Genomic DNA, 25,768 nt, shown 5'->3' with positions numbered 1-25,768 from the left:
CCTCAAACCTTACACCTTATTATGAAACTTTTCACTTCCGTACACGATGTTCCAAGCATCAAACAATTTGTAAAAGATGCGCTTGAATTAAAGGCGAATCCTTATGCACATCAAAGTTTGGGTAAAAACAAAACCTTAGGGTTGGTTTTCATGAACCCGAGTTTGCGTACCCGTTTAAGCACCCAAAAAGCTGCCTTAAACTTGGGTATGAATGTTATGGTGATGAATATGGATAAAGAAGGTTGGGCCTTAGAAACTCAGGATGGCGTGGTAATGAATGGCTCTACAGTAGAGCATATTCGCGAGGCTGCCGCTGTTATGGGTCAATATTGCGATATTTTGGGATTGCGTTCCTTTCCGAAATTAGCCGATCGTGAGGAAGATTACAGTGAAGATTTCTTTAACAAGTTCGTAAAATACTGCGCCGTTCCTGTAGTGAGTTTGGAAAGCGCAACACGCCACCCGCTGCAAAGTTTTGCCGATATAATTACCATTCACGAAACGTGGAATACTCCTCCCCCTCTGGGGGAGGCCGGGAGGGGGCTTCCAAAAGTGGTTCTAGCTTGGGCCCCCCACGTTAAGGCATTGCCACAAGCGGTTCCGAATTCGTTTGCAGAATGGATGTGTAAGGCACAGGCAGAGGGAATGATCAATTTTACGATCGCCCAACCTAAAGGGTATGAACTGGCGGAACAGTTCACCCCGGGAGCAGATATTCAATATAACATTGAGGAAGCTTTATCGGGCGCCGATTACGTTTACGTTAAAAACTGGAGCAGTTATAAAGAATATGGAAAGGTTTTATCCACTCCAGACGGCTGGATGATGAACAATGAGTTGCTAAAATTTACAAACGATGCCAAAGTAATGCATTGTTTGCCCGTTCGTCGCGACTTGGAACTGTCTTCCGAAATTTTAGATGGGCCAAATTCATTGGTTATTCACGAAGCAGGAAATCGTTTGTGGGCAGCACAGGCTGTAATTAAAGCAATATTGGAAGAATTGTAATTATTTTTGACGAATGGCCCAACCAAAAAAAAGTACAACAACCGATTTTGAGCATGTGATTTTGCTTATTACCGAAGCCCGAAACAGGGTTTACAATAAGGCGAATGCTGAATTGGTGATGTTGTATTTCAATATTGGGAAGATTGTTTCAGAGAAAGTTGCGAACGGCAATTGGGGCGACGGAACAGTGAATGATTTGGCCAAATACATCGCTGAAAAGCAGCCATTATTAAAAGGTTTTAATCGCCGCGGCCTTTATAGAATGAAACAATTTTATGAAGTTTATAGCGATGAGGAAATTGTGTCACCACTGGCGACACAGTTAGAAAATGAAGAAAAGCCAATTGTGTCAGCAGTGCTGACACAATTGCAAGGGATTGATAAAGAGGTAGTTAAATTTGTGTCATCAGTGCTGACACAAATTAGTTGGACCAACCATTTATTGATTTTAGCCAAAACAAAAACAAGCGAAGAGAAGCTGTTTTACCTTTATCAAAGCATGAAGGACAAATTAAGTACCAGGGAACTCGAACGCCAATTAAATTCCGCTACGTTTGAGCGAACAATGCTTGGTAATAACTTTGGCAGTTCAATTGCCTCGAAGTTACCTGCCGGGATTTTTAAAGACCCTTATGTTTTTGAGTTCTTGGCCTTGCCAGAAATTCATTCTGAGGACGATCTTCAACAGGCATTGATAAAAAATCTTCAAAATTTTATTTTAGAAATGGGTAAAGGCTTTACCTACATGGGCAGCGAATATCGGCTGCAAGTTGGAAATAAAGATTATTATACCGATCTGCTTTTTTACCATCGCGATTTGCAATGCATGGTGCTATTTGAGTTGAAGATTGAAGAGTTTCAGCCAGAATTTTTAGGAAAGCTAAATTTTTACCTCGAAGCGTTAGACAGAGATGTGAAACGACCGCATGAAAATCCGAGTATTGGCGTTTTGCTATGCAAAGGCAAAGATGTTGAGGTGGTAGAATATGCCCTCGCCCGAAACCTATCGCCAGCTCTAATTGCAGATTACGAAACGAAATTAATCGACAAAAAGCTGCTTGCCGAAAAATTAAATCAGCTATCAGAGATTTTTTATAGAAATGAGGAATAAACAAATTGACCTTAATTTTTGCATAGATTAAAACAGTAAAAAAAACTCGTCATTGCGAGGCACAGCCTGTCCCGACTTCTCCGGGAAGCAATCTCATTAGAGAACTTTTCGTGCCTTGTATTAACGATAACAGAAATCATGAAACAACTCACAATCATAAAAATTGGCGGAAACGTAATCGACAATTCTGAAAATCTCCACCATTTTTTGTTGGATTTTACAGCTTTGCCCGGCGATAAGATCTTGGTTCACGGCGGTGGAAAAATAGCTACCGAACTAGGTGAAAGCCTCGGCATTGAGGCCAAAATGGTCGAAGGTCGGCGCATAACCGATATTGAAACCTTACGCATCGTTACCATGGTTTATGCGGGCTTGATCAATAAGAACATGGTTGCTCAGTTACAGGCGAAAGGCAGTAATGCAATAGGTTTAACTGGCGCAGATGCAAATATCATCAAAGCAAAAAAGCGCCCAGTTGTTAAAGTCTCCCCATCTGGGCGAGATTTAGAGGGGGCTGTTATTGATTACGGCTTTGTTGGCGATTTAGACGAAAATTCTGTTTCTGCCGAGGCTTTAAATAACCTATTAAAAGCAGGCTTAGTGCCGGTTCTATGTGCGATAACACACGACGGCGACACACAGTTGCTTAATACCAATGCAGATACCATTGCATCATCTGTTGCGGTGGCAATGTCTGGCTTATACGAAACACGTTTGGTATATTGCTTCGAGAAAAAAGGTGTTTTGAGAGATGTGAACGACGATGACTCGGTTGTTAGAGAAATCAGGGCAGATGAATTTGACGGCTTAAAAGCAGATGGCACGGTGCAAGGTGGAATGATTCCGAAATTGCACAACGCTTTCGAGGCTATTAAAAAAGGCGTATCGGCAGTTTACATTGGCAAAGCCGATGAATTGGACGAACTTACTAATGGTACTTTCGGAACAAAAATGCTGAAATAAGGTCGGGGGTAAAAAGGCAGAAGGCGTAAGGTCTTGGCGCCTGATACTTGCTACTAATAAACAATCATCCTTGAAAGAAAATCTGTGTAATAACTTAATCGGTGCAATCAAACCAAAGGAAATCATGAAAAAGAAAATAGCTATAATTGGCAGCGGAAATATCGGTTTATCTTTAGCAAAAGGCTTGGTGAAAGCCGATTTCGCTAGCGCGGGCGACATTACGCTTTCCAGAAGAAATATCGATCACTTGAAATCATTTGCCGATGCTGGATTTGTGGTAAGCAACAATAATAAACAAGCAGTTGAAGCTGCGGATGTGGTCATTCTTGCCGTTTTGCCGCAACAGTTAAATGCGGTTCTAGATGAAATAACGACCTCGATTGATCCAGCTAAACATCTCGTTATCTCGGTAATTTCTGGAGTAAGTTGCGCTGCGGTCCGCGAGAAATTGGGCGAAGCGGTAGAAGTTGTTCGAGTGATGCCAAACACCGCCATTGCTATCGGGCAATCGATGACTTGTATAGCCAGCGATAATGCATCCGCGGAAAACATTGCCGACGTAACTAGAATGTTCGAAACCGTTGGCTCAGTAGTCAAAATAAACGAAGAATTGATGACTTCGGCAACGGCACTTTGTGCATGTGGAATCGCGTTCTTTTTAAGGGCTATCAGAGCCGCATCGCAAGGTGGTGTAGAAATTGGTTTCCACGCAGATGAAGCGCTAAAAATGGCAGTGCAGACAGCAAAGGGTGCAGCCGATTTACTTTTATTACACGGTACGCACCCCGAATCAGAAATAGATAAAGTAACTTCGCCGAAAGGTTGTACCATAGCGGGCTTAAACGAAATGGAACACAACGGTTTTAGTTCATCGCTGATAAAAGGCATTAAACTTTCGGCCTTAAAAGCCGGAAATTTGTACACGAAAGAAAGCTAAAAGCAAAAAGACCAAAGCTTAAAGCGAAAAATATAACAAAATTAAAACTTGGCAAAGCCCTCCCATTCGGGGAGGGTTGGGAGGGGCTTATGTTAGAAAATATACAAAAGGAAAGTCTGAACTTGTTGCGGGCATTGATTCGCATACAGTCTTTTAGTAAGGAAGAAGACCGAACGGCGAATTTAATCGCTCAGTTTTTAGAGGAGAAAGGAATTGAGACGCAGCGTAAAATGAACAACGTTTGGGCTTACAACAAGCATTTCGACGCTAGTAAACCTACGCTGTTGCTAAATTCGCACCACGATACGGTTAAGCCAAACTCGGGTTACACTCGCGATCCGTATGATGCCGCAATTGAGGGCGACAAGTTATTTGGCCTCGGCAGTAACGATGCCGGCGGTTGTTTGGTGTCGTTAATCGGAGCTTTTTTGTATTACTACGAGCAAGAGAATTTAAAATATAACATTTGTTTGGCTGCAACTGCCGAAGAGGAAATTTCGGGAAACAACGGTTTAGAATTGGTTCTGCCAGATTTGGGTGAACTCGAATTCGGTATCGTCGGTGAGCCAACGGAAATGAACTTGGCCATCGCTGAGCGTGGATTATTGGTTTTAGACTGCGTATCTCACGGCAAAGCCGGTCACGCAGCCAGAGAGGAAGGAGAAAACGCAATTTACAAGGCTCTAAAAGACATCGAGTGGTTTAGAAATTACCAGTTTCCAAAAGTATCAGAGGTTTTTGGTCCGCTTAAAATGACGGTAACCATTATCAATGCAGGTTCACAACACAATGTTGTTCCCGCTAATTGTACCTTTACGGTTGATGTTCGCGTTACTGATGCTTACACCAACGAAGAAGTTTTAGAGATCATTCGTGCAAATGTAGACTGTGATGTTACGCCTCGCTCAATTCGTTTGAAACCTTCATCAATTGATAAAAACCATCCTGTGGTTCAAGCTGGTGTTGCGCTGGGCAAAACCACTTATGGTTCACCAACCACATCCGATCAGGCTTTGCTAGATATTCCATCAGTAAAATGTGGCCCCGGGTTTTCTGGTCGCTCGCACATGGCCGATGAATTTTTATATGTGAGAGAAGTAGCCGAGGGTGTTGAAGGGTACGTGAATATGTTGAAACCGGTTTTGCAAGGTTAAAGGGTAGAAAATAAAGCGAAACAGCCCGAAAGTCGCAGCTCAGAAAGTCCGAAGATGGAAAGCATACAATCGAGGTAATCAAAGCGAATGGAAAAATCTCAACTTTAAATTGGTATATTTGTGTTAATGAAAGTAAAATCAGCAAATAAGGAAAAAATATCTGCCGCCATTCATAAAATGATTTCGGATAAGAATGCTGTGCGCTCTTACCTGCAAGGGGAAACCTCTTTAAATCGATTAAAAGAAAAAGGAATAAAACTTGCTAAGCCATTATAATTACGCTTTCAACGGAAATGCAAACACCTACGATTTCCCAACTCAAAACAACATTCTTTACAGGGTTGCATTTATAGAGGACCACACCCTGAGTGAGATTTCAGGTGAAAATATTCCCGACATTTTTCAACTTGTAATTGAGAAAGTTGGCGGCGAAACTGAAAGCTATGATCCACGTTTCAAGAACAATCAGTTTTATAATTAACGAGTTTTTCGAAAAATCTCATCGTTCAATTATTTATGTTTGCTCTAAACGGAGCTCAGATATGAAACTTGCGTAGCAAGCTTCTTTACTGTTCAAAAAACAAAAACTAAAATGAAAATTTGGCAAAAAAATATAGATGTAAATAAGTTTGTAGAAAGCTTTACGGTTGGTAAAGATCGCGAACTGGACTTACAAATGGCGAAATTTGATGTGTTGGGCTCTTTGGCGCACACGCAAATGTTAGAAACCATTAATTTGCTAACAGCTGATGAGCTAAAAACCGTTCAGCAAGAGCTCAAAAATATTTACGCTGAAATTGAGGCTGGAGACTTCGTAATTGAAGATACCGTTGAAGATGTACACTCGCAGGTGGAGTGGTTGTTAACCCAACGCATTGGCGAAGCAGGTAAAAAGATTCACAGTGGGCGTTCGCGTAACGATCAGGTTTTGGTTGATTTAAAACTCTATTTCAGGGCTTGTATCGAAGATATGGTTAGCCAAACATCGACGTTGTTTAATCAACTAATCGAGCTTAGCAACACCCATAAAGATAAGTTAATGCCGGGTTATACGCACTTGCAAATTGCTATGCCATCATCGTTCGGATTGTGGTTTGGCGCTTATGCTGAGAGCCTTGCCGACGATATGGAATTGATGCTTGCGGCATGGAAAATCACCAATAAAAATCCTTTGGGTTCTGCCGCGGGTTACGGATCTTCATTTCCTTTAAACCGAACGCTAACTACTCAGTTATTGGGTTTCGAAAGCCTAAATTACAACATAGTTTACGCACAGATGGGTCGTGGTAAAACAGAACGAATTTTAGCGCAGGCCATGAGCGCCGTTGCCGCAACGCTAGCCAAAATGGCGATGGATGTGTGTTTGTTCATCAACCAAAACTTTGGGTTTATTAGTTTTCCACCCGAGTTAACAACCGGTTCGAGCATTATGCCACACAAAAAGAACCCTGATGTTTTTGAGTTGATCCGTTCGCGTTGCAATAAGATTCAGGCACTGCCAAACGAGATTGCCATGATGATCACCAATCTTCCATCGGGCTACCATCGCGATTTACAATTGCTGAAAGAAAATCTTTTCCCTGCAATTACTTCGTTAAATGAATGTCTTGAGATCGCGACGTTCATGTTCCAAAACATCACCATTAAAGATGATATCTTAAAAGATAAGAAATACGATTACCTATTTAGTGTAGAGGTGGTTAACGATTTGGCTTTGCAAGGTGTCCCGTTCCGTGAGGCTTATAAAATTGTGGGCGAACAAATAGAAAGTGGTACTTTTGCACCATCGAGCCAAATACATCACACACATGAGGGAAGCATTGGCAACCTTTGTAACGAGCAAATTTCTGCGTCAATGCAGGCTGTTTTGTCTCAATTTGGTTTCGGAAAAGTGAATAAGGCAATAGAGGATTTGGTTAAATAATTTATTGCTAAGTTTGTAACTATGACAACTTTAACAATTGAAATTGAGGATAAAGATGCTGGATTTGTAAAAGAATTTCTTAGCAAGATTGGCGCTAAAGTTAAAGCTGAACCAACAAGTCAGATTACTTTGGAAATTGCACAAGCCTTAAAGGAAATTAAGGAAATGCAACAAGGAAAGCGCAAGCCGTTAAGTCTAGATGATATTTAATGGCGAACAGAGTTAATTATTCTGAATTATTTATTAAAAAAGCAAAATTCTATAAAAAGAAATATCTTTCTTTAATTGAAGAACTTCGCGAACTCGAAAAGCAGCTTTTAGGAAATCCCAGGCAAGGAGATGATTTGGGCGCTGGCCTGTATAAAATTAGATTGGCTGTTAAAAGTAAGGGTAAGGGAAAAAGCGGAGGATTTAGAGTAATTACCTATTTAGTTTTAGATACGAATGATGGCGTTGTCATCAATATGTTAACCCTTTACGATAAATCAGAAGAAAGTAGTATTGATAAACAGTTCCTCTTAGAAATCATTCAATCGCTTTAAAACGTATAAAAGTTGTGGATGAAAATCGCAGATAAAAAATATTTCGAACAGTATCAAGCTTTATTTAGTAAGGATTTAAAAAGTCTTGTCGAGCAATTGGGTTTTACTGAACAGAATAGCGATTTGGGCTACCAAACGCAGGCATCTGCTGTAAAGATGAAAGGTTTCTTTGGAGAAATAACCCAACTGCTTGCTTCCAGTTTATCAACTGAAGGAACATTTTACTTTGCCTGTTAATTCATCTGCGTTTTGCACATATTCATCCCTTTAGAGATGGGAACGGAAGAGCAGCAAGGTTGCTAGAAAAATGGTTTTTAGCTCAAAAATTGGGGATTGAACTTTGGAAAATCCCGTCAGAAAAATATTATAAAGAACATCAGCCTGAATATTATAAAAACATTAACTTGGGCGTTAATTTTTATGAACTAAACTACGATAACTGTCTGCCAATTATAACAATGTTACCCAACAGTTTAACTAGCTATTAAAGATAAATAAATGAAAGTTTCAGTATTGGCCAGCTCATTAATTGGCTCAGAGATTATAAAAATTGGTAACGAAGTTAACGAAATGAAGCGCAAAGGCGCATCTATTGCTAACTTAACAATCGGCGATTTCGACGCAAACATTTACCCAATTCCAACAGAATTAAAAGCTGGAATTGTCGATGCCTACAATGCCAATCAAACTAATTACCCGCCTGCAGATGGCGTTCTTCCGCTGAGGGAAACGGTTTCTGAATTGTTGAAAGACAGATTCGGATTGGAGTACAATACCAATAGTATTTTGGTTTCAGGCGGTTCACGTCCGTTGATTTACGCAACTTATTTAGCGTTAATCGACCCAGGTGATACCGTTGTTTTTCCTGCACCATCTTGGAACAATAACCACTATTGCCACTTAACTTCTGCTAAAGCCATTGCGGTAGAAACAGATGCAGCACACAATTTTATGCCCACCGCGGCGCAGTTGAAACCGCATTTAAAAGGAGCCACAATGTTGGCTTTGTGTTCGCCGTTAAACCCAACAGGAACCATGTTTGATGCTGATTCGCTGGCGGAAATTTGCGATGTAATTTTAGAAGAAAATGAATCTCGTGGTGCTGATGAAAAACCTTTGTATTTGATGTACGATCAGATTTATTCGCTTTTAACCTTTGGTAAAGCCCATGTAAATCCAGTTTCTTTACGTCCGGCGATGCGTGAATTTACCGTTTTTGTAGATGGCAGTTCGAAGTGTTTAGCTGCAACTGGTGTGCGTGTAGGTTGGGGCTTTGGTCCTGAGGATATTATTAACAGAATGAAAGCTTTGGTTGGCCACATGGGTGCTTGGGCACCAAAGGCCGAGCAAATGGCCATGGCAAACTACTTTAGCGATAAAGTACAGGTTGATGCTTTTTTGACCAGTTTCAAAGGGCAGATTCAAGATAGTTTAAATGCGCTTTATAACGGTTTTAATGAACTGAAAAACGAAGGCTTCAATGTTGATGCTGTTGAGCCAATGGGCGCAATTTATTTAACCATTAAAATTGATTACATCGGAAAGACAACGGAAGACGGGAATGTGTTAAAGGATAGCGCAGATGTGAATTTTTACTTAATAAAGGAAGCCGGAGCTGCATTGGTGCCATTTTCGGCTTTTGGAAACGAGCACAGCATGCCTTGGTTCAGGGCTTCGGTTGGGGCTTGTACACTCCAAGATATTAAAGATATGATGCCGAGAATTAAATCGGCTTTGAGCAAGTTGAAATAATCAGTTGCTTTGGCACTCCAAGTTGGCTCCTTCAAGCTGCTGTGAATATTTGTTATGCTTGTCATGATGGGTTTTAACGATGTCATCCTGAGTATAACGAAGGATCTCCAAGCGATGAAACGCAAACGTCAACTATCCACTGTTCAAAAGCGGACGGTCAATGTTGTTTAGTTAAGCCTGCTCGGTGTCATTCTGAGCGGAGTCGAAGACTTCTCTTATTGGATAAAACCATTAACATCTGCCCTTCGACTCCGCTCAGGGTGACAATGTTCTAGAATTTTATCCTTAACTGAATGACGTTGAGTGGGCGAGTTCTGTAGAAGTAGGTTACAAAGGCTTCGAGCCTACCATTAACGTTTGCCTTAAATACCATAAAATCGTCATCCGATAGCATCGGATTCGACCGAAGTGCTCTAAGGGAGCTCCCAGGGAGGAGAAATCTTTGGACCTTGGAATAAAGATTTCTCGGCTGCGCTCGAAATGACGAAGCTTACTAGAAGCATTCTTTGAGAACGACGTCACTTGCATTGATTTTTATGCAATAAATTACAACTACCATTGGGGATATTTAGTAATATATTGGATTACAGTCATTCATCTGTAAGTTAGTCAAATGGATGGAACGTCAACTATCAACGGTCGTCATCCTCAGAGTTTAGTTTTGCAAAAACAAAGGAGTTTTGATGACAAGTTTTTTCGGCGAATCGTCATTTCGACCGAAGCGGAGAAATCTTTGAACTCCGCATCGAAAAAATGCTTCAAAGATTTCTCCGTTCCGCTGCGCTACAGTCGAAAAGACGAGCAAATTTTAAATCTGTCATTGGTAGCTTTACTGGGGGATCTTAATGCTATGGCTTTAATCCCGAAGCTTCGGGACCGCCTGCGCGGGAAAGACGACTGGGAAAATTAACGTCACTCACTCCTGACTAACGACTCAAGACTCCGAACTCAATCCTCCCTACTTCCATCATCAGCCATGCGCACCATTTTCGGTTCAAACTTGGCAACAACATTAACCAATTCGGTTTGTGCAGCCATTACTTTATTAATGTCTTTATAAGCCATTGGCGCTTCATCTAAGCCAGCTCCAATTAGCGTAACATTGTGGTCTTTCAAAATGGCTTTCATTTCAGAGCGGGTAATGCTTTGAATGGCTTTGGTACGACTCATTTGCCTACCTGCGCCATGCGATGCCGAGTTAATGGCATTGGTTTCGCCCTTTCCCCTAACCAGAAAACCGGGTGCTGTCATACTCCCCGGAATTATGCCCATTACGCCCTTTCCAGCAGGTGTAGCACCTTTTCGATGAACAATTACCTCTTCTCCATCAAGCATTTCTTTCCAAGCAAAATTATGATGGTTCTCTACTTTGGCCAAAACCTTTGCGCCAATGGCTTTAGTTAAGCGTTTATGGATCACCTCGTGGCAAGCGGAAGCATAATCGCCGGCCAGGTTCATGGCAATCCAATATTCCTGTCCCTCAGCAGAATTTAAATCCAGATACGCCAAATTCAAAGCCTCTTTCGGGAGTTTACAGATTTTTTTCGCCAGTTTGGTGTAATGCCCGGCAATGGTGGCGCCAAAGCCACGAGAACCCGAATGCGTCAATAGCGCCACATAACGTCCTTTATCGATCTTTAGCGTCTCATCTCGCTCAGCGAATTCAATAATTCCCCATTCTACAAAATGATTTCCGCCGCCCGAAGTACCCAGTTGCGCCCAAGCCTTTCCGTGTAAATTCCGAAGAAGTGGTGTCGAATTGAAGGCGTCATTTTCCAAAACTTCGTGGTCGGCTTTTTCATTTCCCTTAAAATTTTGCCCTGCACCAAACTTGGTAAAAGCAATTAATTCGCGTTTGTACATGGCATCTTTCCCGAAATAATGCTTTTCGGGAATATCGAAGATACTCAAGGCCATTCTACAACCAATATCTACCCCAACGCCGTAGGGGATAATGGCATTTCGAGTGGCTAACACACCACCGATTGGCAAACCATAGCCTTGGTGTGCATCGGGCATTAGTGCGCCCGCTACGGAAACCGGCAGCTTCATGGCGATGTCCATTTGCTTCCTTGCACCTTCTTCAATATAATCGACGCCGAAAATGGAGTAATCCTCAGCATTTTCGACCAGTTTAATCGTACCATCCGATTTCGGCTTGGCATCTTCAATAAGCGCCGTTGCCAATTGGCTCAACACTTCGTCATCTAAAAAACTCTCTGGATAATCTTTTACTTTTTTGAACAAGGCCAACAGCTCGTCTTCTTCAACATCTTCGAAATTATCTTTTAAGATATCTAGTGCTAAGCCTAATATTTTCCCTTCGGTGAAGCCTATTTCCAAAAGGTCTTTTCCTGATATGTCTGTTTTCATTTTTAAACGTTCTACTTGAAACAACGCTGTTTAGCTGAAGATGGTTTAAATGAATGACACTACAATTATTGAAGGCAAGATGACGGAAATAAAAAGAGGCTGTATCATAAATAGAGACTTGTCATCCTGAGGGGTAATTTTTCAGGAAAAAATCAACATGAGTGACGTTAATTATTCAAGGTCGTCTTTCCCGCGCAGGCGGGAATCTTAAAGCGAGAGCAGGAGCCTTAGCATTAAGATCCCCAGTCAAGCTGAGGATGACGATAGTTCATAGTTGGCGTTCCACTCATTTAGCTAGCCCGTAAATTAAACCGCTGTATTTCAGTTAGCTGCCAAAAAACGTCAATGGTAGTCTCAATTTATTGCATAAAAATCAGTATGAGTGACGTTAAAAACAACTACCGTCCAAAGGGATGCCTTTGGGACTTGCCCCACCTTGAAAAGAAGGAGGGGAGTCGGACAGTGCTGACTTTGATGATTTTCGAGGTCAAATGGTTGTGCAATTGCTACTCCCCTCCTAATTTAGGAGGGGTTGGGGGGGGTGGTTAGCTTGTTGGTTCGTTTATTAGTGTTTTACAAGATAACTTCAACGGTAGCCTCCCGAAAAGTCGGGGCAAGTAGTCGAAAGACTTGTCTAAATGCTTAAAAGCGCTATTACTATTCAAAGCCACTTTTAGGGGTTTGAAGTCTTAAACTCGCTGGTTTTATGGAAATCGATATCCGGGTAATCTTGTTTGGTTAAATTAATCATGTAATCGCTATCTGATAGATAAACCGGATTCGCCTCCTTATCAAAGCCAATATGTTGCTGCTTACGTTTCACAAACTCGTCCAGTTTCTTTTTATCGCTAGATGTTACCCAACTCGAACGGGTGTAGCTTAGCGTACGGAAACGACATTTTGCGCCATATTCATGCTCTAAGCGGAAGTTAATCACTTCAAACTGTAGCTCACCAACTGCTCCAATTACCTTTCTGTTTCCGGGTTGCATCACAAATAATTGCGCAACACCTTCATCGGTTAATTGTTCAATACCTTTTTCTAATTGCTTGGTACGCATCGGGTCCATGTTTTCTACTTCCTTAAAAATAGATGGCGAGAAACTCGGAATTCCCTTAAACTGCAACTTTTCGCCCTCAGTTAAAGTGTCGCCAATTTTAAAGTTACCACTATCGTAGAGGCCAACTACATCGCCCGGCCAAGCTTCTTCTACGATGCTCTTCTCATTGGCCATGAAATCCATGGGATTGGAGAACTTTAGTTTCTTATCCTGACGGGTGTGATAATAAAATTTATTCCGCTCAAATTTACCCGAGCAAATGCGCAAAAAGGCAATCCGATCGCGGTGTTTTGGATCTAAATTGGCGTGTATCTTAAATACGAAACCAGTGAAGTTCTTTTCCTCTACCAAAACGTCGCGTTCTTCGGCTTCCCTGTGGCGAGGGCTCGGAGCGATATAGATAAACGTATCTAACAATTCCTTTATACCAAAATTGTTGATGGCACTTCCGAAAAAAACCGGCGCAACCAAACCATCGGTATACAAATCCTTATCAATTTTACCATAAATCCCATCAACAAGCTCAACATCATCTTTCAAATTGTTGATTTCGTTTTCCTTTAGGTAGTTCAATAATGTCGGGTCGTTTAAATCGCTCGCAGCTACAACCGAATCGGTTACCTTGGTTTTATCAGAATTAAATAGATTTAAATGCTTGTTATAAATGCTGTAGACGCCTTTAAACGTATGGCCTTGCCCAATTGGCCAAGAAAGCGGGCATAGACTAATATTGAGTTTCTCTTCAATTTCATCCAGCAGATCGTAAGCTTCTTTACCTTCGCGATCCATTTTGTTGATGAAAATAATTACCGGCGTGTTACGCATGCGGCAAACTGACATCAGTTTTTCCGTCTGTTCCTCTACGCCTTTAACACAATCAACCACTAAAATTACGCTATCTACGGCCGATAAGGTACGATACGTATCTTCGGCGAAATCTTTGTGACCTGGCGTGTCCAAAATGTTAATGCGTTTCCCACTGTATTCAAAACCCATTACAGAAGTGGCCACCGAGATACCACGCTGTTTTTCGATTTCCATAAAATCGGAAGTATTGCTCTGGTTGGCCTTGTTACGTTTTACCGCACCCGCCGTGTTGATGGCACCACCAAACAGCAGAAATTTTTCTGTTAAAGTGGTTTTGCCCGCATCGGGGTGACTAATAATGGCAAAGGTTTTACGTTTTTCTATTTCGGGGTTAAGCATAATAAAATTTGGATAAAAGAGGACGATGAAACCCGGTTAAAGGAATTTAACTGCAATAAGATTGGCGTAGTTTTGTTTCATCAGGCTGCAAAGATAAGAAAATTGATCAAGGATTTGGTTTAACTGTTTGAATCGGTTAAGCGAGCGAGTTCTGAATGCGCCTTTGTTGTAACCACTTTAATTAAACAACAAGATGATGCAGGAAGAAAAGAGATTCCAGAGGGAATGGACTGCGCAAGTATTCCAAAACGCAGTTTTATTATTTTTATTGAGTGAGATAACATAGCAATTTCCTAAAATCAAACCGAAAATAAATGCTATAAACATGTGATGGACACTACTATAATGCATAAGGCCAAATAACATTGAACTTAAGAAAATCGATGCTTGGCTTTTTTTGGTAATGAACAAAAACAGTTCGTATGACAATTTTTGAGAAAGTAGCGTTTCGAGAATTGGTGCAAGAAGAATTTTAAATAGCAGGTATAAAACATCCTTGTTATATTTGCTATAACCTGCATAGTCTGGTAAGTCGACGTTGAAAAAGTACATCAATGTTGCATTGATTATCAAACTGGTTAACAGCATCAAAGCAAAAGCTACACATATAAGCAAGAGATTGCTTTTGGGAATATTCATTTCAAATTAAAAATTAGCCCAAAAAAATTGGGCTAATCAATTAATGATACGGGTTACTGGCATAGGTTGAGGTCATGTTTCTGGGTGCGCCTGTCCTGCTATTCCAGTCAGCCACCGCAGCTTTACCAAGCGCTTTAGCACCTTCATATAATATGTCAATTGCGACAGTTTTTAATGCTTCTGCCCAAAAGCCACCTCCATCAACCCTTTTCATTTCTCTGGTACTCAACTGTTGAACACCGTAAGTTTCTAATTTCAAATTGTCCATTTTAGTTTGTCTTAAATTAAAGATTAAATAATTCAAAAACTCCTGGCCAGTTATTTTTGCTATACAATACTTGCAAAAAAAAATCATTAATTTTTCTTTTCGTGCTGAAATGATGTTTTTTCGTGCTGAAATCAGAAAATGAACTATAAGCGAATGAGTTTTGAGAGATTCTTAGGATTATTTATAGTATGCGAGACACGCGAAATGAATTGTTCTAAAATACCTATTTTTGTGCTAAAATGGTTAGCTTTAATTTTTCCCTCCAAACCAAGCGAACCAAAATTTATTGCCAATGCAACAATTAGAAGAAACTTCTATACCCGCAGAAATTGCTGCGAGATTTGTTAATTATACCTCGAAACACGTTTTTTTAACCGGAAAGGCGGGTACTGGTAAAACTACTTTCCTGCGCAAATTGATTCAGCTGACGCATAAAAGGGCGCTGATATGTGCGCCGACGGGTATTGCGGCCATAAATGCGGCGGGTACCACCATACATTCGTTGTTTCAACTGCCCTTTGGTGCTTTTTTTCCTGATGCTGGTGCTGCGTTAATGGGCGAAACCATTGCGTTTAACTTCAATACGCCTCGTACCATTGTGAAACACTTAAACATGCAGGCCAATAAAAGGCGCATGATTCAAGAGCTTGAGCTCTTGGTGATTGATGAGGTGAGTATGCTTCGTGCGGATATGCTCGATGCGATTGATTTTTCGTTGCGCTATATCAGGCGCAATCGAGGCGTACCTTTTGGTGGCGTGCAACTTTTGTTTATAGGCGATTTGCACCAGTTGCCGCCGGTTGTAAAAACCAATGAATGGCAGGTGATGGCCAAGTTTTACAAGAGCATTTACTTTTTTGATGCGCTGGCCCTGCAAAATAATCCGCCGGTGTACATTGAACTGGATAAGATCTACCGACAGGATGACCAGGTTTTTATTGATTTGCTTAACAATTTGAGAAACAACCAGATTACCGCTGAGGATACGGCCTTATTGAAGCAACATTACAAGCAAGATTTTAAACCGAAGCCCGATGAAAATTATATTACTTTAACTACGCATAACAATAAGGCTGATACCATTAACCGCGAAAGGTTGGCGCAACTAACAACCAAATCGTACTTTTTTGATGCCAAGGTAACGGGCGAATTTAATGAATACGCCTATCCGAACGATAAGCGCCTCGAACTTAAGGTTGGTGCGCAAATTATGTTCATCAAAAACGATATGAGTGCCGAAAAACGGTATTATAACGGCAAGATTGGTGTGGTTCATCATATTGAAAAAGAGCTTATTGAAATTGAGCTGCCAGATGATCGGGTAACTATCCAGATTTCGCCTTATACGTGGGAAAACGTTAAGTACAAGCTAAATGAGGTAACTAACGAGATTGATGAAAACGTGGCAGGCTCGTTTGTACAATATCCCATTAAATTGGCCTGGGCCATTACCGTTCATAAAAGCCAGGGCTTAACGTTTGATAAGGCCATTATTGATATTGGCGATGCTTTTGCGCCCGGACAGGCCTATGTGGCGCTTTCTCGCTTGCGCTCGCTAAACGGTTTGGTATTAACCTCGCACCTGCGCGAAAGCGGCTTACAGCAAGATCAAAACATTCATTACTTTGCGCAAAGTAAGCAGCCCGCCGAAATTTTGAATGAACAGATTAGCGCTGAAAGCTTCGACTTCGCCAGAACGTATTTAACTTCAGCCTTTGATTTGAACATCGTTAGGTATTACCTGAAAGAGCATCTGGAAACTTTTGATAAAAGTGAGGCAAAATCGACTAAACAGCGTTACGATGGCTGGACAATGGAGCTTTATAAAGAATTTCAGCAATTGACCGCTACAGCAGATACTTTTGTTAACCAGCTGAAAAACCTTTTTGCACAACAAACCGAACACACCTTGTTCAATGTTTCTAAAAGGGTAGAGGCCGCAGTCAAATATTTTAATCCTTTAATTAAGGGCGTATCGGATAAGTTTTTAGCGCAAATTGAGGCTATAAAAGAGGAAAAAGGCATTAAAACCTATTTAACGGAATTGTTGGAGTTAGAGCTTTTGGTTTTTGAGCAACTGAAGAAGATGCACAAGAGCAAAGCCTTGCTCTTGGCGATGATTAATGGCCGAGAGTTTAGCAAAGCAGATACTGATGCCCTGCTCAATACAGCTGAGCGGAATGAGCAACTGAAAAAAGCCAATCAGTTGAAAGGTGCTACGCTTAAGCCCAGATCTGCAGCGGATAAAAAGAAAAAAGAACCGAAAGTAGATACCAAATTGGTCAGTTTTGAGCTTTACGAACAAGGTAAGACCATTGACGAGATAGCAGCGGAACGTGGGTTTTCTGTCGGCACAATTGAAGGGCATTTGGCTTACTATGTTTCTACGCAGCAATTGGATGTTGCCAAGTTGGTAAAACCGAACAAGATTAAGAATATTGCCGATGCGGCCGAAAGCCAAAAAACAAAATCGATGGCTACCATTCGCGAATTTTTGGGCAAGGATTATTCTTTTGGCGAGATTAAACTCGTCCTGGCTTCGCTTTTCCCATCCGAAGAGTAATGTGATGTGGACATAAAAGCCAATTCAAGGCTCTTACAAATGAGGGCTTAGCCACTTTATCATATAGGATTGCATTTAAGTGTTTTGGTTGGTACGCTTTGTGAACAGATTACTTATACCTAAACCTGATGTTGCCAGAGAGCTCGCAAGGGCATTTTCATTGTTGTTGTGACTACGGGCTGGCAGCCCCGAGGGAGCGCCTTTGGTACAGGACTATCAGCCACCATTGATACAGAACCGCTCATTTCCAAAAAAAAAGCCCCTAAAGGCCATTATTGAACTAATCTTTATATCATTTTACGATAGAGGGTTATTGTCAATCTTATTAAACGGATTGGTTTAGCGCCATGTGATAAATCTTTCTATTGTAATCGGGGTTGGCACCGGCCTGCGAGGTTACAAAGGCACCCACTTTACAGGCGTTATCTAAGCTTGTTTCAATCGGATAGCCTTGCAAATGGCATGCAATAAAAGTGGCTAAAAAGGCATCGCCAGCACCAACAGTATCAATAACCTGTACCTTATAACCTGCATGTTGATAGAGTTTTCCGTCTTTTAAAACGCAAGCTCCTTTATCGCCCAATGTTAGGCAGATAGTTTCGATATCGAATGCTGCCGATAACTGTTTCAAAATTTGCTCGTCACCATTGCCCGTTAAGCCGAATGTTTCTTTTACCCAGGCAATTTCATCCTCGTTAATTTTTAATATATCGGCTTTTTTCAAAAGATGAGCTATCAATTCCTTTTCAAAAAAAGGAGCACGCAGGTTAATATCAAATATTTTAGTTTTTGCGTTTTCAAGTAAGGCGAATATCGTCTGTCGTGATCTTTCATCGCGGCAGGTTAAGCTACAATACACCAATGCATCCGCGTCTTTTACCGCATCTGTGCTTTGCTTGGTGAGCTTAATATCATCCCAGGCAACCGGTTGGGTAATGGTATAAGTAGCATGATTGTTTTCATCCAGCCGAACAACAACTGTGCTGGTCGGTAACTCGGCGGCTGTTTGAATTAAATTGGTAGAGAAGTCATTATCGGACAAAAAGGCTAATAACGCCGTTCCATTGTCATCATTGCCAACAGCGCTGATAAAACCGCAATCTATGCCTTGCTTGTGTAAATTGAGGGCAACATTCATACTGGAGCCGCCTGCTTTTGCTCCTTCTGGGAAAACGTCCCAAAGAATTTCACCGATTGTGACAACCTTTTTTTGCATGGATTTAAATTTTAAGCGTAAATAAGCAATTTTTAATCGTGGAACGACATAATTTGTTTTATATCTTTACCATAACACGAAAGCTATGAAAAAATATTTAATAATTGCATTTATACTTGTTTCGATAAGCACTTTTGCTCAGGCTGCAAAGGACCGACAAGCGATCTTAAATGTTCTTGAAAAACAACGTGAAGATTGGAACAAAGGTGATATTGAGGCGTTTATGCAGAGCTATGTCAAATCTGATAGCCTACTTTTTGTAGGTAAAACAGGCCCAACGTACGGCTGGCAAAACACGTTAAATAATTATAAAAGGAGCTATAACGGAAAGGCGGGCATGGGCGTGTTGACTTTCGGAATAAAAAAGATTGATTTTTTGAATAAAGATGTCGCATTCGTTTTAGGAAGCTGGCATTTAAAACGCGAGAAAGACGAGCCTCAAGGCTATTTCACCTTAATATTCAAGAAGCTGAATGGAGAATGGAAGATCGTGGTAGATCATTCGAGTTAGCGATGTAAAGGGTTAATTTATTTTAGTTTGTCTTTTTAGATGTTTGCACCAACTCTAGATTTTGTCATGTGATTGAAGCGAAGGATCTGTTACCTATTGACTCAGGACCCTCCCAACACGGTTTTTGGGCTTGTGCTTCATCGACGGTTCGGCTTTCGTCGCTTGAGGATCTTTTCTTTGCGCTACCCTTGTTTTTTGAGAGCTTATTGGTGTAAAGCTACTTAAGCTGAGGGTTAGAACGCAAACTATGAGCGGTCGTCATCCTCAGCTTGACTGGGGATCTTAATGCTCGTGCGTTAAGATTCCCGCCTGCGCGGGAAAGACGCGAAAACAATAGCGTTATGCCATATCGATTGTTTTGATAAAACCTGGCCGTCCGGTCAGACGGGAATTATCCGTCAGGATGACTAACGGGATTACGTTTTTTGCATCCGGGTTGATCGAAACGCCTATTTTTTTCTTAAATTTCTAAGCCTAAAACTCTTCCAACTTACGGTCCTTGTAATAAAATTCTTTATCCGCATCGGTAATTGGCCTAATCACCCGGCACGGGTTTCCAGCGGCGAAAACATTATCAGGAACATCTCTGGTAACCACGCTCCCCGAACCGATTACAACGTTTGAGCCAATTTTAACACCTGGATTTATAACTACATTGCCACCAATCCAAACGCTATTGCCGATCGAGATTGGTTGCCCCCATTCATATTCCTGATCGCGTAGGTGCGCATGTATGGGGTGACCAGCCGTATAAATGGCTACGTTTGGGGCAATGAAAACGTTGTTGCCAATGCTTACCCTGGCTACATCTAAAATGACCAGATTAAAATTTGCATAAAAATTATCGCCAATTTCAATATTGTAGCCGTAATCGCAACGAAACGGAGGTTCGATATAAAACATTCTCTCCGTTTTATTGAAAAGTCTTTTTATCAGTTCTTTGCGCTGCTTAATGAATTTTGGCGCCAAATTGTTGAACTCAAAAACGATTTCACGAGCTTTTAAGCGTTCTTTCGCCAATTCAGAATCGTTGGCGAAATAAGCCTTTCCGGCCAGCATTTTTTGTTTTTCGGTAAGTATGTTGTCTTCCATTTATTTTGTGGTTCTGGGTGAGTCCGTCATATCGATAATCGATCCTTCATCGATTAAGATATCCCCGCCTGCGTCGGGCAGGTCTTTCTGACGAGCACTAATTTAAAGCGAGCACTGCTTGGTGGACAGATTTCTCGGTTGCCTGCCTTTCCGGATCAGGCGGGCGTTCAGAATGACAGCAAATTTTTAACCACTGTACATCAATTTCACCCCTATTGATTTTTATGCAAAACCTGACCTTCCCAATGCTACTAAGTTAAGGATAAAACAAAAAACATTGTCATCCTGAGCATTTAGACTAAGCTCAATACAGGCTTAGTCGAAGGACAGATGCTTTTGTTTTATCCTATTGAAAAGGTCTTCGACTCCGCTCAGACTGACAGCTGGAAAGCTTAACTTAACAGCATTACTGCCTTTCTGGATCAGGCGGGAATTACCGCTGAGGAGGATAGCAACTTAATAAAAACGGGGCTACCGAAAACCCCGATCGCCCCGCTGAAATTGCTTTCCCCAAATAATTCTAACGGATTTTGGTAAATTTTATTTTAAGGCCGGCCTTTTGCCAATGCTTTTTCGGCAATTTCAACAGCTTTTTTCTCTCGCCAGTTTGCGTACTTTCCTTTGAACGTCATCTTAATCAAGCTATCAATCGCTCCATGCGTGAATAAGCTCCAAACGCTGGCAATTTTACGAGAGATTGATTGATCCCAGGCACGCAGGCTCAGCGAAAATGATCCGTCAACATATTTCATCCAGTGCCACATTCCGGTTGGCATAAACAACGTATCGCCATGTTCGAGGAAAACCTCGTAACCTTCTACACCGTTTAAGGCAGGGAATTTTTCAAAATCAGGATTGTCTACCTTGTAATCTTCGAGTGCGTAAGTTGCATTTGGAAGGCAGTACAACCTATCTTTCCATTTGTAATCGAAAAGAATGATGTGTTTTCTACCGCCAAAGTGCGTATGAAAAATGTGCGGTAAATCGATATCGTAATGTAAAAAGGTAACTGAGTTAGAACCGCCGAAAAACATGGCGGGCATGCTTTCGATAAAGCCGCCCATTAAATCTTTCGGGATTTTAATGTCGTTAATTAAGCTCGGAACTTTTTTAAACAGGTTGAAGAAGAATATCCTTAATTCGGTAGGCTCACGCTTAATTAAATCAAGGTAATCGCCGAATTTCATGTGCGCTGTAGCCGCATTGATCGGCTTTGATGGATCTGCCTTCGAATTATCGTAAAGTGGAACCTCCAAATCGCCCCCAATTTCCTTCAAATATTCGGTAGTCCATTTTTCTCTTGCTGGCCAATCCTTAGTTAAGCCTCTAATAACTAAAGGTTTTTTGGTTTTCAAATAATTTTTCTTGAAATCTTCGGGAGTAATGTTCTCGACGATGTCTACAGGCTTTAATATGAAACTCATGCGTTTTAAATCGGTTATTTGTTGCCGAACAGCAAATGTGTAAATTTTATTTTACAAAAAGTATAGCTGCAAAGAAAAGTGACGCAAATTACTTAATTCGAAGTTTGAGTACTCCAACCAAAGAAATAAACTTGGATTATCAACCTGCATTACCATAAAAAATAACGCAAATCTGCCTTTAACATTGCTTGTTTTATATCAAAGCTTTCTTGCCTACAATCTCTGCGTAAGCAGCATCCCACAAATCTATCCGCTTTTGAAGCGATTTTTTTGCAGTTTCTTCCGCTTTGACCCAAAAATTTTCGTCTTTTTCGCAGAGCTTTTCCGTCATCGACAAAGCCAAATGACTATGATGATCTCCATCAACCTCGATATGACGCTCTAAATAGTATTTAAAAACCGATACCTTATCTGGCTGGGTACTATTTAAATCATTTACCATGCTGAAAAACATATTTGGAATAAGGTCTTCGCGGCCAAAGGTGAAGCTGGCGGCCTGTAAATGCGTTTCGCCGCCGTTTATGGTCTCAAATGTAGAGTTTACAAAATCTCTGGCCGCCTGTGGAACCTGCGCCAGCTCAAAGGCCATCTCAAAACTTCGGCCTTTTTGCAATGAGCGTAAAAATTGGTTTATCGGCGTTACCTTAGCGCCGCACTGCTCCATGGCATCTAAGTACAACTCAAAATGGCTTTTTACAGTTCCATTAGCATCAACATCGCTTTCCTCGCCAGCTACAATCTCGTTAATTAATTGCCTTGTAATCGCATCGCCAACCGGAAACCACGGCAACGTAGTGCAGGTGAGGTTAATTTGTAACGCCTTAAGTAACGACATAAAATCCCAAACGGCATAAATATGGTGTTCCATAAAGATTTGCAGGTCTTCAAGCTCACTAATTGCCGAATAAACTTTATGGCTAATAATCTGCTGCCTTAAAGGTTCAATATTCTGCTGAATTTTTAAAATGTTTGGGTGCATGGTTTAATTTATTGAATGAGCAAATATTTGAATGCTTGAGTGTTTAAATTAGTGAATGTTTGAATGAGTGAAATGTTTTACAAGCATCGGCAGGCATCGCTTTCGTCCAATAATCCTTCGTTTTTCATTAAAAGATATTGACAGAAAATGAATCCGAAATAAATAATGCATTTCATTATTCATTCATTGTGTCATTCATTCATTCATTCTATTTCGGTAAGTTCTTTTCTAAGGCTTTTTTTGCTCTTTTAATGGCAAGGTTTTCTTTCCAGCTCATGTATTTCTCGCGGTAGTTGGACTTCATGAAGTCGTCAAATTTACGCTGTAAAGTTAAGTTGTACAAACTTTTCGCTTTAACGGCCCAGCTTTTATCCCAGGCCCTTAAGCTGATAGAGAAAGAACCATCCAAATATTTCATCCAATGCCAATAACCCGTGGGCATAAACAAGGTATCGCCATGCTCCAAAAAGGCCTCAACCCCTTTAACCCCTCTTAACGCCGGATATCTTTCAAAATCCGGATTTTCTACGTCATAATCTTCCAGGGCATAAGTGGCATAGGGGATTTGGTATAAGCGCTTTTTCCATTTATTGTCAAACAAAATTACATGTTTCCGCCCGTTAAAATGCGTATGGAAAATATGAGCCAGGTCTATGTCGTAATGTAAAAAGGTAACCGAACCCTTTCCGCCGAAGAACATGTTTGGGTAGCTGTCTAAAAATCCGCCCATTAAATCCTTCGGGGCGATATAATCGTCGAGCAATTTCGGGGCAAACTTAATCGGGTCGAACAAGAAAATGCGCAAATCAGTTGGCACCTCTTTGATCAAATCAATGTAGTCGCTAAACTTCATTTCCGCTGCCGAAGCGTTTATCGGCTTACTTGGGTCGGCTTTTGCACTGTCGTAAAGTGGAACAGTTTTTTCACCTACAACCTCTTTCAGATAATCTAAAGTCCATTTTTTGTAGGCTGGCCAATGGTGTGCCCTGTTTTTAATCACAAGGGGCCTGCGTGGAATCAAGTAATTCTTCTCGAAATCAGATTTAGATATTTCTTCAACAACATCTATGGGAGATAAGTCGAATTTCATATTAAGCAAATATTAAAGCCACAAAATTAAATAGTTAAAAAGTTCAAACCGGAACTAATTGAAAAATTTAAACAATGCTGACAAAAAATTATGATGACGATTGAATCCAAAAAAAAAACGTTTCTGCAATCTGCAAAAACGCTATATTAAATAATCACACGGGACGTGATATATTTGCTAATATTTGTGACCTGATTAATATACGATGGTAATCAGGCCACGGTTTTCGAAATAGTGAAAAATTTTTTTAACTCAAAAAACGCTTCTGCAAAACAGAAACGTTTTCATTTAAGGATGTCGTTAAGCCAATTATTTTGGCATTAAAACAGTATCTACAACGTGTATAACTCCATTTTTTTGATTTACATCAGCAATGGTAACTGTGCTCATACCGCCTTTTTCATCTTTCAAAACTAATTTTTTACCTTCCATCCAGGCCCAAAGCTTACCACCTTCAACAGTTGTTAATTCAGCTTTACCACCGCCTGCTTTAATTGCTTTTGCTATTGCTTTGCTATCCATTTTACCCGCAACAACATGGTAAGTTAAAATTTTTGTCAATGTTGCTTTGTTCTCTGGTTTTACCAACATATCAACAGTGCCTGCAGGTAATTTATCAAATGCAGCATTTGTTGGCGCGAAAACGGTAAACGGGCCAGCGCCTTTTAAGGTTTCAACCAGGCCTGCTGCTTTTACTGCGGCAACCAAAGTGGTGTGGTCTTTAGAATTTACTGCATTGTCTACAATATCTTTGCTCGCATACATGGCAGCACCGCCAACCATCGGATTTTTTTGAGCGTAAACTTGTGATGAAAATGCCATAGTAACTACGGCAACAGCTGATAGGATTAAATTTTTCATTATTTCTTTTTTTAAGTTTCTGTTATTTGTCTCCATTTACGACGGTTAACAGATGCTTGGTTTTTACAAAAAGAAATATTAGTTGTAATTTATTGGTAACTAATGGTTTATTTTTTATTGATCGCCTTGGTTAAGAACTTCTGACTGCGGACTTATTGACTTTTATAGACTAGGTAACCTTCGCTTCTCTGATTTTTTTCGAGAAATAACCTGGAAAGAATCGCTTCAACCAAATTGCTTTTGTTTCTTTCCCCCCGATGTAAACCTCTTCTTTTTTGGCTGCAACGGCTTTCACTATTTCCTTTGCGCAAACATCAACAGGCATACCGTTTGCTTGAGCATGATCCATAGTGCCCTGTTGTTGGCCGGTTGCTGTTAGCGCATTTACAGAAACATTCGTTTTGATAAAGCCGGGGCAAACGATGGTGATATCGATATTTTGCTGGTATGTTTCAGTGCGCAGCGAGTCGAAGTAGCCATGCAACGCATGTTTTGATGCGGAATAGGCGGAACGCAGTTTGGTGCCGAACTTCCCGACTAAGCTGCTAACGACAACAATTTGTCCTCCACCATTTTTGATCATCGATGGCAAAACGGCCTTACTTAGCATTACAGTTCCCCAAAAATTAGTGTCCATAATTTTTCGTTCCGTATCAATGGCTGTTTCTAAAGCAAGCCCACGCTGACTAACGCCGCCGCTATTGATTAAAAGATCAATTTTGCCGAAAATTTTTAATGCAGTTTCAGCTTTACCGGCCAGGGTTTCCAACTCGCTCAAATCGAACGGCAAAACGTGTACGTTAAAAGAATTTTGGCAATTTGCCTTAACCCTAAAAAGCTCGTCGCGATTCCGTGCAGAAATAATCAGCTTGTTTCCAGCTTTAAAATATTCGTAAACCAAGGCTTCACCAATTCCAGATGAAGCACCGGTAATCCATACAATTTTAGACATACTTATTTAATTACTGAATGAGTGAATGATAGAATTTTCAGTGATTGAATTTAAAGTCATCGGATGAATATAGCGAAATGTACAGATTCATCCGATGACTTTACTGTTTTCCGTTTATTCCTTCCGCCACTCAATCACTCACT

At 40.8% G+C, this 25,768-nt stretch carries 27 protein-coding genes; 16 read left to right on the top strand and 11 right to left on the bottom strand.

What is annotated here, in order from left to right; all coding sequences use genetic code 11:
* The first annotated feature begins 21 nt into the window (after positions 1-21).
* The 14 genes from IZT61_RS10940 to IZT61_RS10880 all read left to right on the top strand — a co-directional run bounded on the left by IZT61_RS10940 (position 22) and on the right by IZT61_RS10880 (position 10,301).
* Entirely contained in the window at positions 22-1,008 is a 987-nt protein-coding gene (locus tag IZT61_RS10940; protein WP_196101166.1) for a Rossmann-fold NAD(P)-binding domain-containing protein, read from the top strand.
* A 13-nt stretch (positions 1,009-1,021) separates the two neighbouring features.
* The gene (locus tag IZT61_RS10935) at positions 1,022-2,119 is read left to right on the top strand and encodes a PDDEXK nuclease domain-containing protein (protein WP_196101165.1); all 1,098 of its coding nucleotides are present in this window, start codon (positions 1,022-1,024) and stop codon (positions 2,117-2,119) included.
* Between the two features lie 138 nt (positions 2,120-2,257).
* Entirely contained in the window at positions 2,258-3,082 is an 825-nt protein-coding gene (argB, locus tag IZT61_RS10930; protein ID WP_196101164.1) for an acetylglutamate kinase, read from the top strand.
* Between the two features lie 124 nt (positions 3,083-3,206).
* A complete protein-coding gene (proC, locus tag IZT61_RS10925; RefSeq protein WP_196101163.1) occupies positions 3,207-4,019 on the top strand; it encodes a pyrroline-5-carboxylate reductase in 813 nt (270 codons plus the stop codon).
* Positions 4,020-4,108: 89 nt separating this feature from the next.
* Complete coding sequence (locus IZT61_RS10920; RefSeq protein WP_196101162.1) at positions 4,109-5,173, top strand: M20 family metallo-hydrolase; 1,065 nt, start codon at positions 4,109-4,111, stop codon at positions 5,171-5,173.
* Positions 5,174-5,299: 126 nt separating this feature from the next.
* Positions 5,300-5,449 carry a hypothetical protein gene (locus IZT61_RS10915; RefSeq protein WP_196101161.1) on the top strand — a complete coding sequence of 50 codons (150 nt, stop codon included), beginning with the start codon at positions 5,300-5,302 and terminating at the stop codon, positions 5,447-5,449.
* A complete protein-coding gene (locus IZT61_RS10910) occupies positions 5,433-5,654 on the top strand; it encodes a hypothetical protein (RefSeq protein WP_196101160.1) in 222 nt (73 codons plus the stop codon). Before IZT61_RS10915 ends, IZT61_RS10910 begins: the two co-directional genes overlap by 17 nt.
* A gap of 111 nt (positions 5,655-5,765) precedes the next feature.
* Entirely contained in the window at positions 5,766-7,097 is a 1,332-nt protein-coding gene (argH, locus tag IZT61_RS10905; protein WP_196101159.1) for an argininosuccinate lyase, read from the top strand.
* A 21-nt stretch (positions 7,098-7,118) separates the two neighbouring features.
* Positions 7,119-7,307: a hypothetical protein gene (locus IZT61_RS10900; RefSeq protein ID WP_196101158.1), complete on the top strand. Its 189-nt coding sequence runs from the start codon at positions 7,119-7,121 to the stop codon at positions 7,305-7,307.
* Positions 7,307-7,639 (top strand): type II toxin-antitoxin system RelE/ParE family toxin, encoded by a 333-nt coding sequence (locus IZT61_RS10895; protein WP_196101157.1) that lies wholly within the window; start codon positions 7,307-7,309, stop codon positions 7,637-7,639. The genes IZT61_RS10900 and IZT61_RS10895 overlap by 1 nt, the downstream gene beginning before the upstream one ends.
* Positions 7,640-7,657: 18 nt before the next feature.
* Positions 7,658-7,876, top strand: coding sequence for a hypothetical protein (locus IZT61_RS22260; RefSeq protein WP_230383942.1), 219 nt, complete (start codon positions 7,658-7,660; stop codon positions 7,874-7,876).
* Positions 7,858-8,127: a Fic family protein gene (locus IZT61_RS22600; protein WP_394370742.1), complete on the top strand. Its 270-nt coding sequence runs from the start codon at positions 7,858-7,860 to the stop codon at positions 8,125-8,127. The genes IZT61_RS22260 and IZT61_RS22600 overlap by 19 nt, the downstream gene beginning before the upstream one ends.
* Before the next feature lie 10 nt (positions 8,128-8,137).
* Positions 8,138-9,391, top strand: a complete 1,254-nt coding sequence (locus IZT61_RS10885; protein WP_196101156.1) for a pyridoxal phosphate-dependent aminotransferase — start codon at positions 8,138-8,140, stop codon at positions 9,389-9,391.
* 613 nt (positions 9,392-10,004) lie between these two features.
* Entirely contained in the window at positions 10,005-10,301 is a 297-nt protein-coding gene (locus IZT61_RS10880; protein WP_196101155.1) for a hypothetical protein, read from the top strand.
* Between the two features lie 38 nt (positions 10,302-10,339).
* Here IZT61_RS10880 and IZT61_RS10875 read toward each other — a convergent pair whose 3' ends face one another.
* The 4 genes from IZT61_RS10875 to IZT61_RS10860 all read right to left on the bottom strand — a co-directional run bounded on the left by IZT61_RS10875 (position 10,340) and on the right by IZT61_RS10860 (position 14,937).
* Positions 10,340-11,764: an RtcB family protein gene (locus IZT61_RS10875; protein ID WP_196101154.1), complete on the bottom strand. Its 1,425-nt coding sequence runs from the start codon at positions 11,762-11,764 to the stop codon at positions 10,340-10,342.
* A gap of 673 nt (positions 11,765-12,437) precedes the next feature.
* Positions 12,438-14,030 (bottom strand): peptide chain release factor 3, encoded by a 1,593-nt coding sequence (locus tag IZT61_RS10870; RefSeq protein WP_196101153.1) that lies wholly within the window; start codon positions 14,028-14,030, stop codon positions 12,438-12,440.
* A gap of 177 nt (positions 14,031-14,207) precedes the next feature.
* Positions 14,208-14,582, bottom strand: a complete 375-nt coding sequence (locus IZT61_RS22595) for a CPBP family glutamic-type intramembrane protease (protein WP_394370741.1) — start codon at positions 14,580-14,582, stop codon at positions 14,208-14,210.
* A 127-nt stretch (positions 14,583-14,709) separates the two neighbouring features.
* Positions 14,710-14,937, bottom strand: a complete 228-nt coding sequence (locus tag IZT61_RS10860) for a hypothetical protein (protein WP_196101151.1) — start codon at positions 14,935-14,937, stop codon at positions 14,710-14,712.
* 292 nt (positions 14,938-15,229) lie between these two features.
* On the opposite strand from IZT61_RS10860, the gene IZT61_RS22510 reads away from it, so the two are divergent.
* The gene (locus IZT61_RS22510) at positions 15,230-17,500 is read left to right on the top strand and encodes a helix-turn-helix domain-containing protein (RefSeq protein WP_196101150.1); all 2,271 of its coding nucleotides are present in this window, start codon (positions 15,230-15,232) and stop codon (positions 17,498-17,500) included.
* A gap of 325 nt (positions 17,501-17,825) precedes the next feature.
* On the opposite strand, the gene IZT61_RS10850 is transcribed toward IZT61_RS22510, so the two are convergent.
* Complete coding sequence (locus IZT61_RS10850; RefSeq protein WP_196101149.1) at positions 17,826-18,716, bottom strand: carbohydrate kinase family protein; 891 nt, start codon at positions 18,714-18,716, stop codon at positions 17,826-17,828.
* Positions 18,717-18,801: 85 nt separating this feature from the next.
* On the opposite strand from IZT61_RS10850, the gene IZT61_RS10845 reads away from it, so the two are divergent.
* Positions 18,802-19,227, top strand: a complete 426-nt coding sequence (locus tag IZT61_RS10845; protein ID WP_196101148.1) for a YybH family protein — start codon at positions 18,802-18,804, stop codon at positions 19,225-19,227.
* Between the two features lie 474 nt (positions 19,228-19,701).
* Here the strand turns inward: IZT61_RS10845 and IZT61_RS10840 are convergent, their stop codons facing one another.
* The 6 genes from IZT61_RS10840 to IZT61_RS10815 form a co-directional block, all read right to left on the bottom strand.
* Complete coding sequence (locus IZT61_RS10840; protein WP_196101147.1) at positions 19,702-20,319, bottom strand: sugar O-acetyltransferase; 618 nt, start codon at positions 20,317-20,319, stop codon at positions 19,702-19,704.
* 545 nt (positions 20,320-20,864) lie between these two features.
* Positions 20,865-21,743, bottom strand: coding sequence for a cupin-like domain-containing protein (locus IZT61_RS10835; protein WP_196101146.1), 879 nt, complete (start codon positions 21,741-21,743; stop codon positions 20,865-20,867).
* A 193-nt stretch (positions 21,744-21,936) separates the two neighbouring features.
* A complete protein-coding gene (locus IZT61_RS10830) occupies positions 21,937-22,722 on the bottom strand; it encodes a DUF3050 domain-containing protein (protein ID WP_196101145.1) in 786 nt (261 codons plus the stop codon).
* A 208-nt stretch (positions 22,723-22,930) separates the two neighbouring features.
* Positions 22,931-23,812, bottom strand: a complete 882-nt coding sequence (locus tag IZT61_RS10825; protein WP_196101144.1) for a cupin-like domain-containing protein — start codon at positions 23,810-23,812, stop codon at positions 22,931-22,933.
* Positions 23,813-24,121: 309 nt separating this feature from the next.
* Positions 24,122-24,673 carry a fasciclin domain-containing protein gene (locus IZT61_RS10820; RefSeq protein ID WP_196101143.1) on the bottom strand — a complete coding sequence of 184 codons (552 nt, stop codon included), beginning with the start codon at positions 24,671-24,673 and terminating at the stop codon, positions 24,122-24,124.
* A 169-nt stretch (positions 24,674-24,842) separates the two neighbouring features.
* Positions 24,843-25,625 carry an SDR family oxidoreductase gene (locus IZT61_RS10815; protein WP_196101142.1) on the bottom strand — a complete coding sequence of 261 codons (783 nt, stop codon included), beginning with the start codon at positions 25,623-25,625 and terminating at the stop codon, positions 24,843-24,845.
* Between the last annotated feature and the right edge of the window lie 143 nt (positions 25,626-25,768).

The organism is Pedobacter endophyticus (assembly GCF_015679185.1).
GTDB lineage: Bacteria > Bacteroidota > Bacteroidia > Sphingobacteriales > Sphingobacteriaceae > Pedobacter > Pedobacter endophyticus.
The sequence above is the reverse complement of the archived record's forward strand: the minus strand, read 5'-3'. Positions and strand labels throughout refer to the sequence as shown.

Coding starts and splice junctions, on each gene's coding strand:
- IZT61_RS10840 (WP_196101147.1), bottom strand. CDS start 20,319: ATGGAAGACAACATACTTACCGAAAAACAAAAAATGCTGGCCGGAAAG.
- IZT61_RS10870 (WP_196101153.1), bottom strand. CDS start 14,030: ATGCTTAACCCCGAAATAGAAAAACGTAAAACCTTTGCCATTATTAGT.
- IZT61_RS10825 (WP_196101144.1), bottom strand. CDS start 23,812: ATGAAATTCGACTTATCTCCCATAGATGTTGTTGAAGAAATATCTAAA.
- IZT61_RS10835 (WP_196101146.1), bottom strand. CDS start 21,743: ATGAGTTTCATATTAAAGCCTGTAGACATCGTCGAGAACATTACTCCC.
- IZT61_RS10850 (WP_196101149.1), bottom strand. CDS start 18,716: ATGCAAAAAAAGGTTGTCACAATCGGTGAAATTCTTTGGGACGTTTTC.
- argB (WP_196101164.1), top strand. CDS start 2,258: ATGAAACAACTCACAATCATAAAAATTGGCGGAAACGTAATCGACAAT.
- argH (WP_196101159.1), top strand. CDS start 5,766: ATGAAAATTTGGCAAAAAAATATAGATGTAAATAAGTTTGTAGAAAGC.
- IZT61_RS10900 (WP_196101158.1), top strand. CDS start 7,119: ATGACAACTTTAACAATTGAAATTGAGGATAAAGATGCTGGATTTGTA.
- IZT61_RS22260 (WP_230383942.1), top strand. CDS start 7,658: ATGAAAATCGCAGATAAAAAATATTTCGAACAGTATCAAGCTTTATTT.
- IZT61_RS10935 (WP_196101165.1), top strand. CDS start 1,022: ATGGCCCAACCAAAAAAAAGTACAACAACCGATTTTGAGCATGTGATT.
- IZT61_RS10830 (WP_196101145.1), bottom strand. CDS start 22,722: ATGCACCCAAACATTTTAAAAATTCAGCAGAATATTGAACCTTTAAGG.
- IZT61_RS10875 (WP_196101154.1), bottom strand. CDS start 11,764: ATGAAAACAGACATATCAGGAAAAGACCTTTTGGAAATAGGCTTCACC.
- IZT61_RS22510 (WP_196101150.1), top strand. CDS start 15,230: ATGCAACAATTAGAAGAAACTTCTATACCCGCAGAAATTGCTGCGAGA.
- IZT61_RS10940 (WP_196101166.1), top strand. CDS start 22: ATGAAACTTTTCACTTCCGTACACGATGTTCCAAGCATCAAACAATTT.
- IZT61_RS10915 (WP_196101161.1), top strand. CDS start 5,300: ATGAAAGTAAAATCAGCAAATAAGGAAAAAATATCTGCCGCCATTCAT.
- IZT61_RS22595 (WP_394370741.1), bottom strand. CDS start 14,582: ATGTACTTTTTCAACGTCGACTTACCAGACTATGCAGGTTATAGCAAA.
- IZT61_RS10845 (WP_196101148.1), top strand. CDS start 18,802: ATGAAAAAATATTTAATAATTGCATTTATACTTGTTTCGATAAGCACT.
- IZT61_RS10820 (WP_196101143.1), bottom strand. CDS start 24,673: ATGAAAAATTTAATCCTATCAGCTGTTGCCGTAGTTACTATGGCATTT.
- IZT61_RS10885 (WP_196101156.1), top strand. CDS start 8,138: ATGAAAGTTTCAGTATTGGCCAGCTCATTAATTGGCTCAGAGATTATA.
- IZT61_RS10860 (WP_196101151.1), bottom strand. CDS start 14,937: ATGGACAATTTGAAATTAGAAACTTACGGTGTTCAACAGTTGAGTACC.
- IZT61_RS10895 (WP_196101157.1), top strand. CDS start 7,307: ATGGCGAACAGAGTTAATTATTCTGAATTATTTATTAAAAAAGCAAAA.
- IZT61_RS10880 (WP_196101155.1), top strand. CDS start 10,005: ATGGATGGAACGTCAACTATCAACGGTCGTCATCCTCAGAGTTTAGTT.
- proC (WP_196101163.1), top strand. CDS start 3,207: ATGAAAAAGAAAATAGCTATAATTGGCAGCGGAAATATCGGTTTATCT.
- IZT61_RS10815 (WP_196101142.1), bottom strand. CDS start 25,625: ATGTCTAAAATTGTATGGATTACCGGTGCTTCATCTGGAATTGGTGAA.
- IZT61_RS10920 (WP_196101162.1), top strand. CDS start 4,109: ATGTTAGAAAATATACAAAAGGAAAGTCTGAACTTGTTGCGGGCATTG.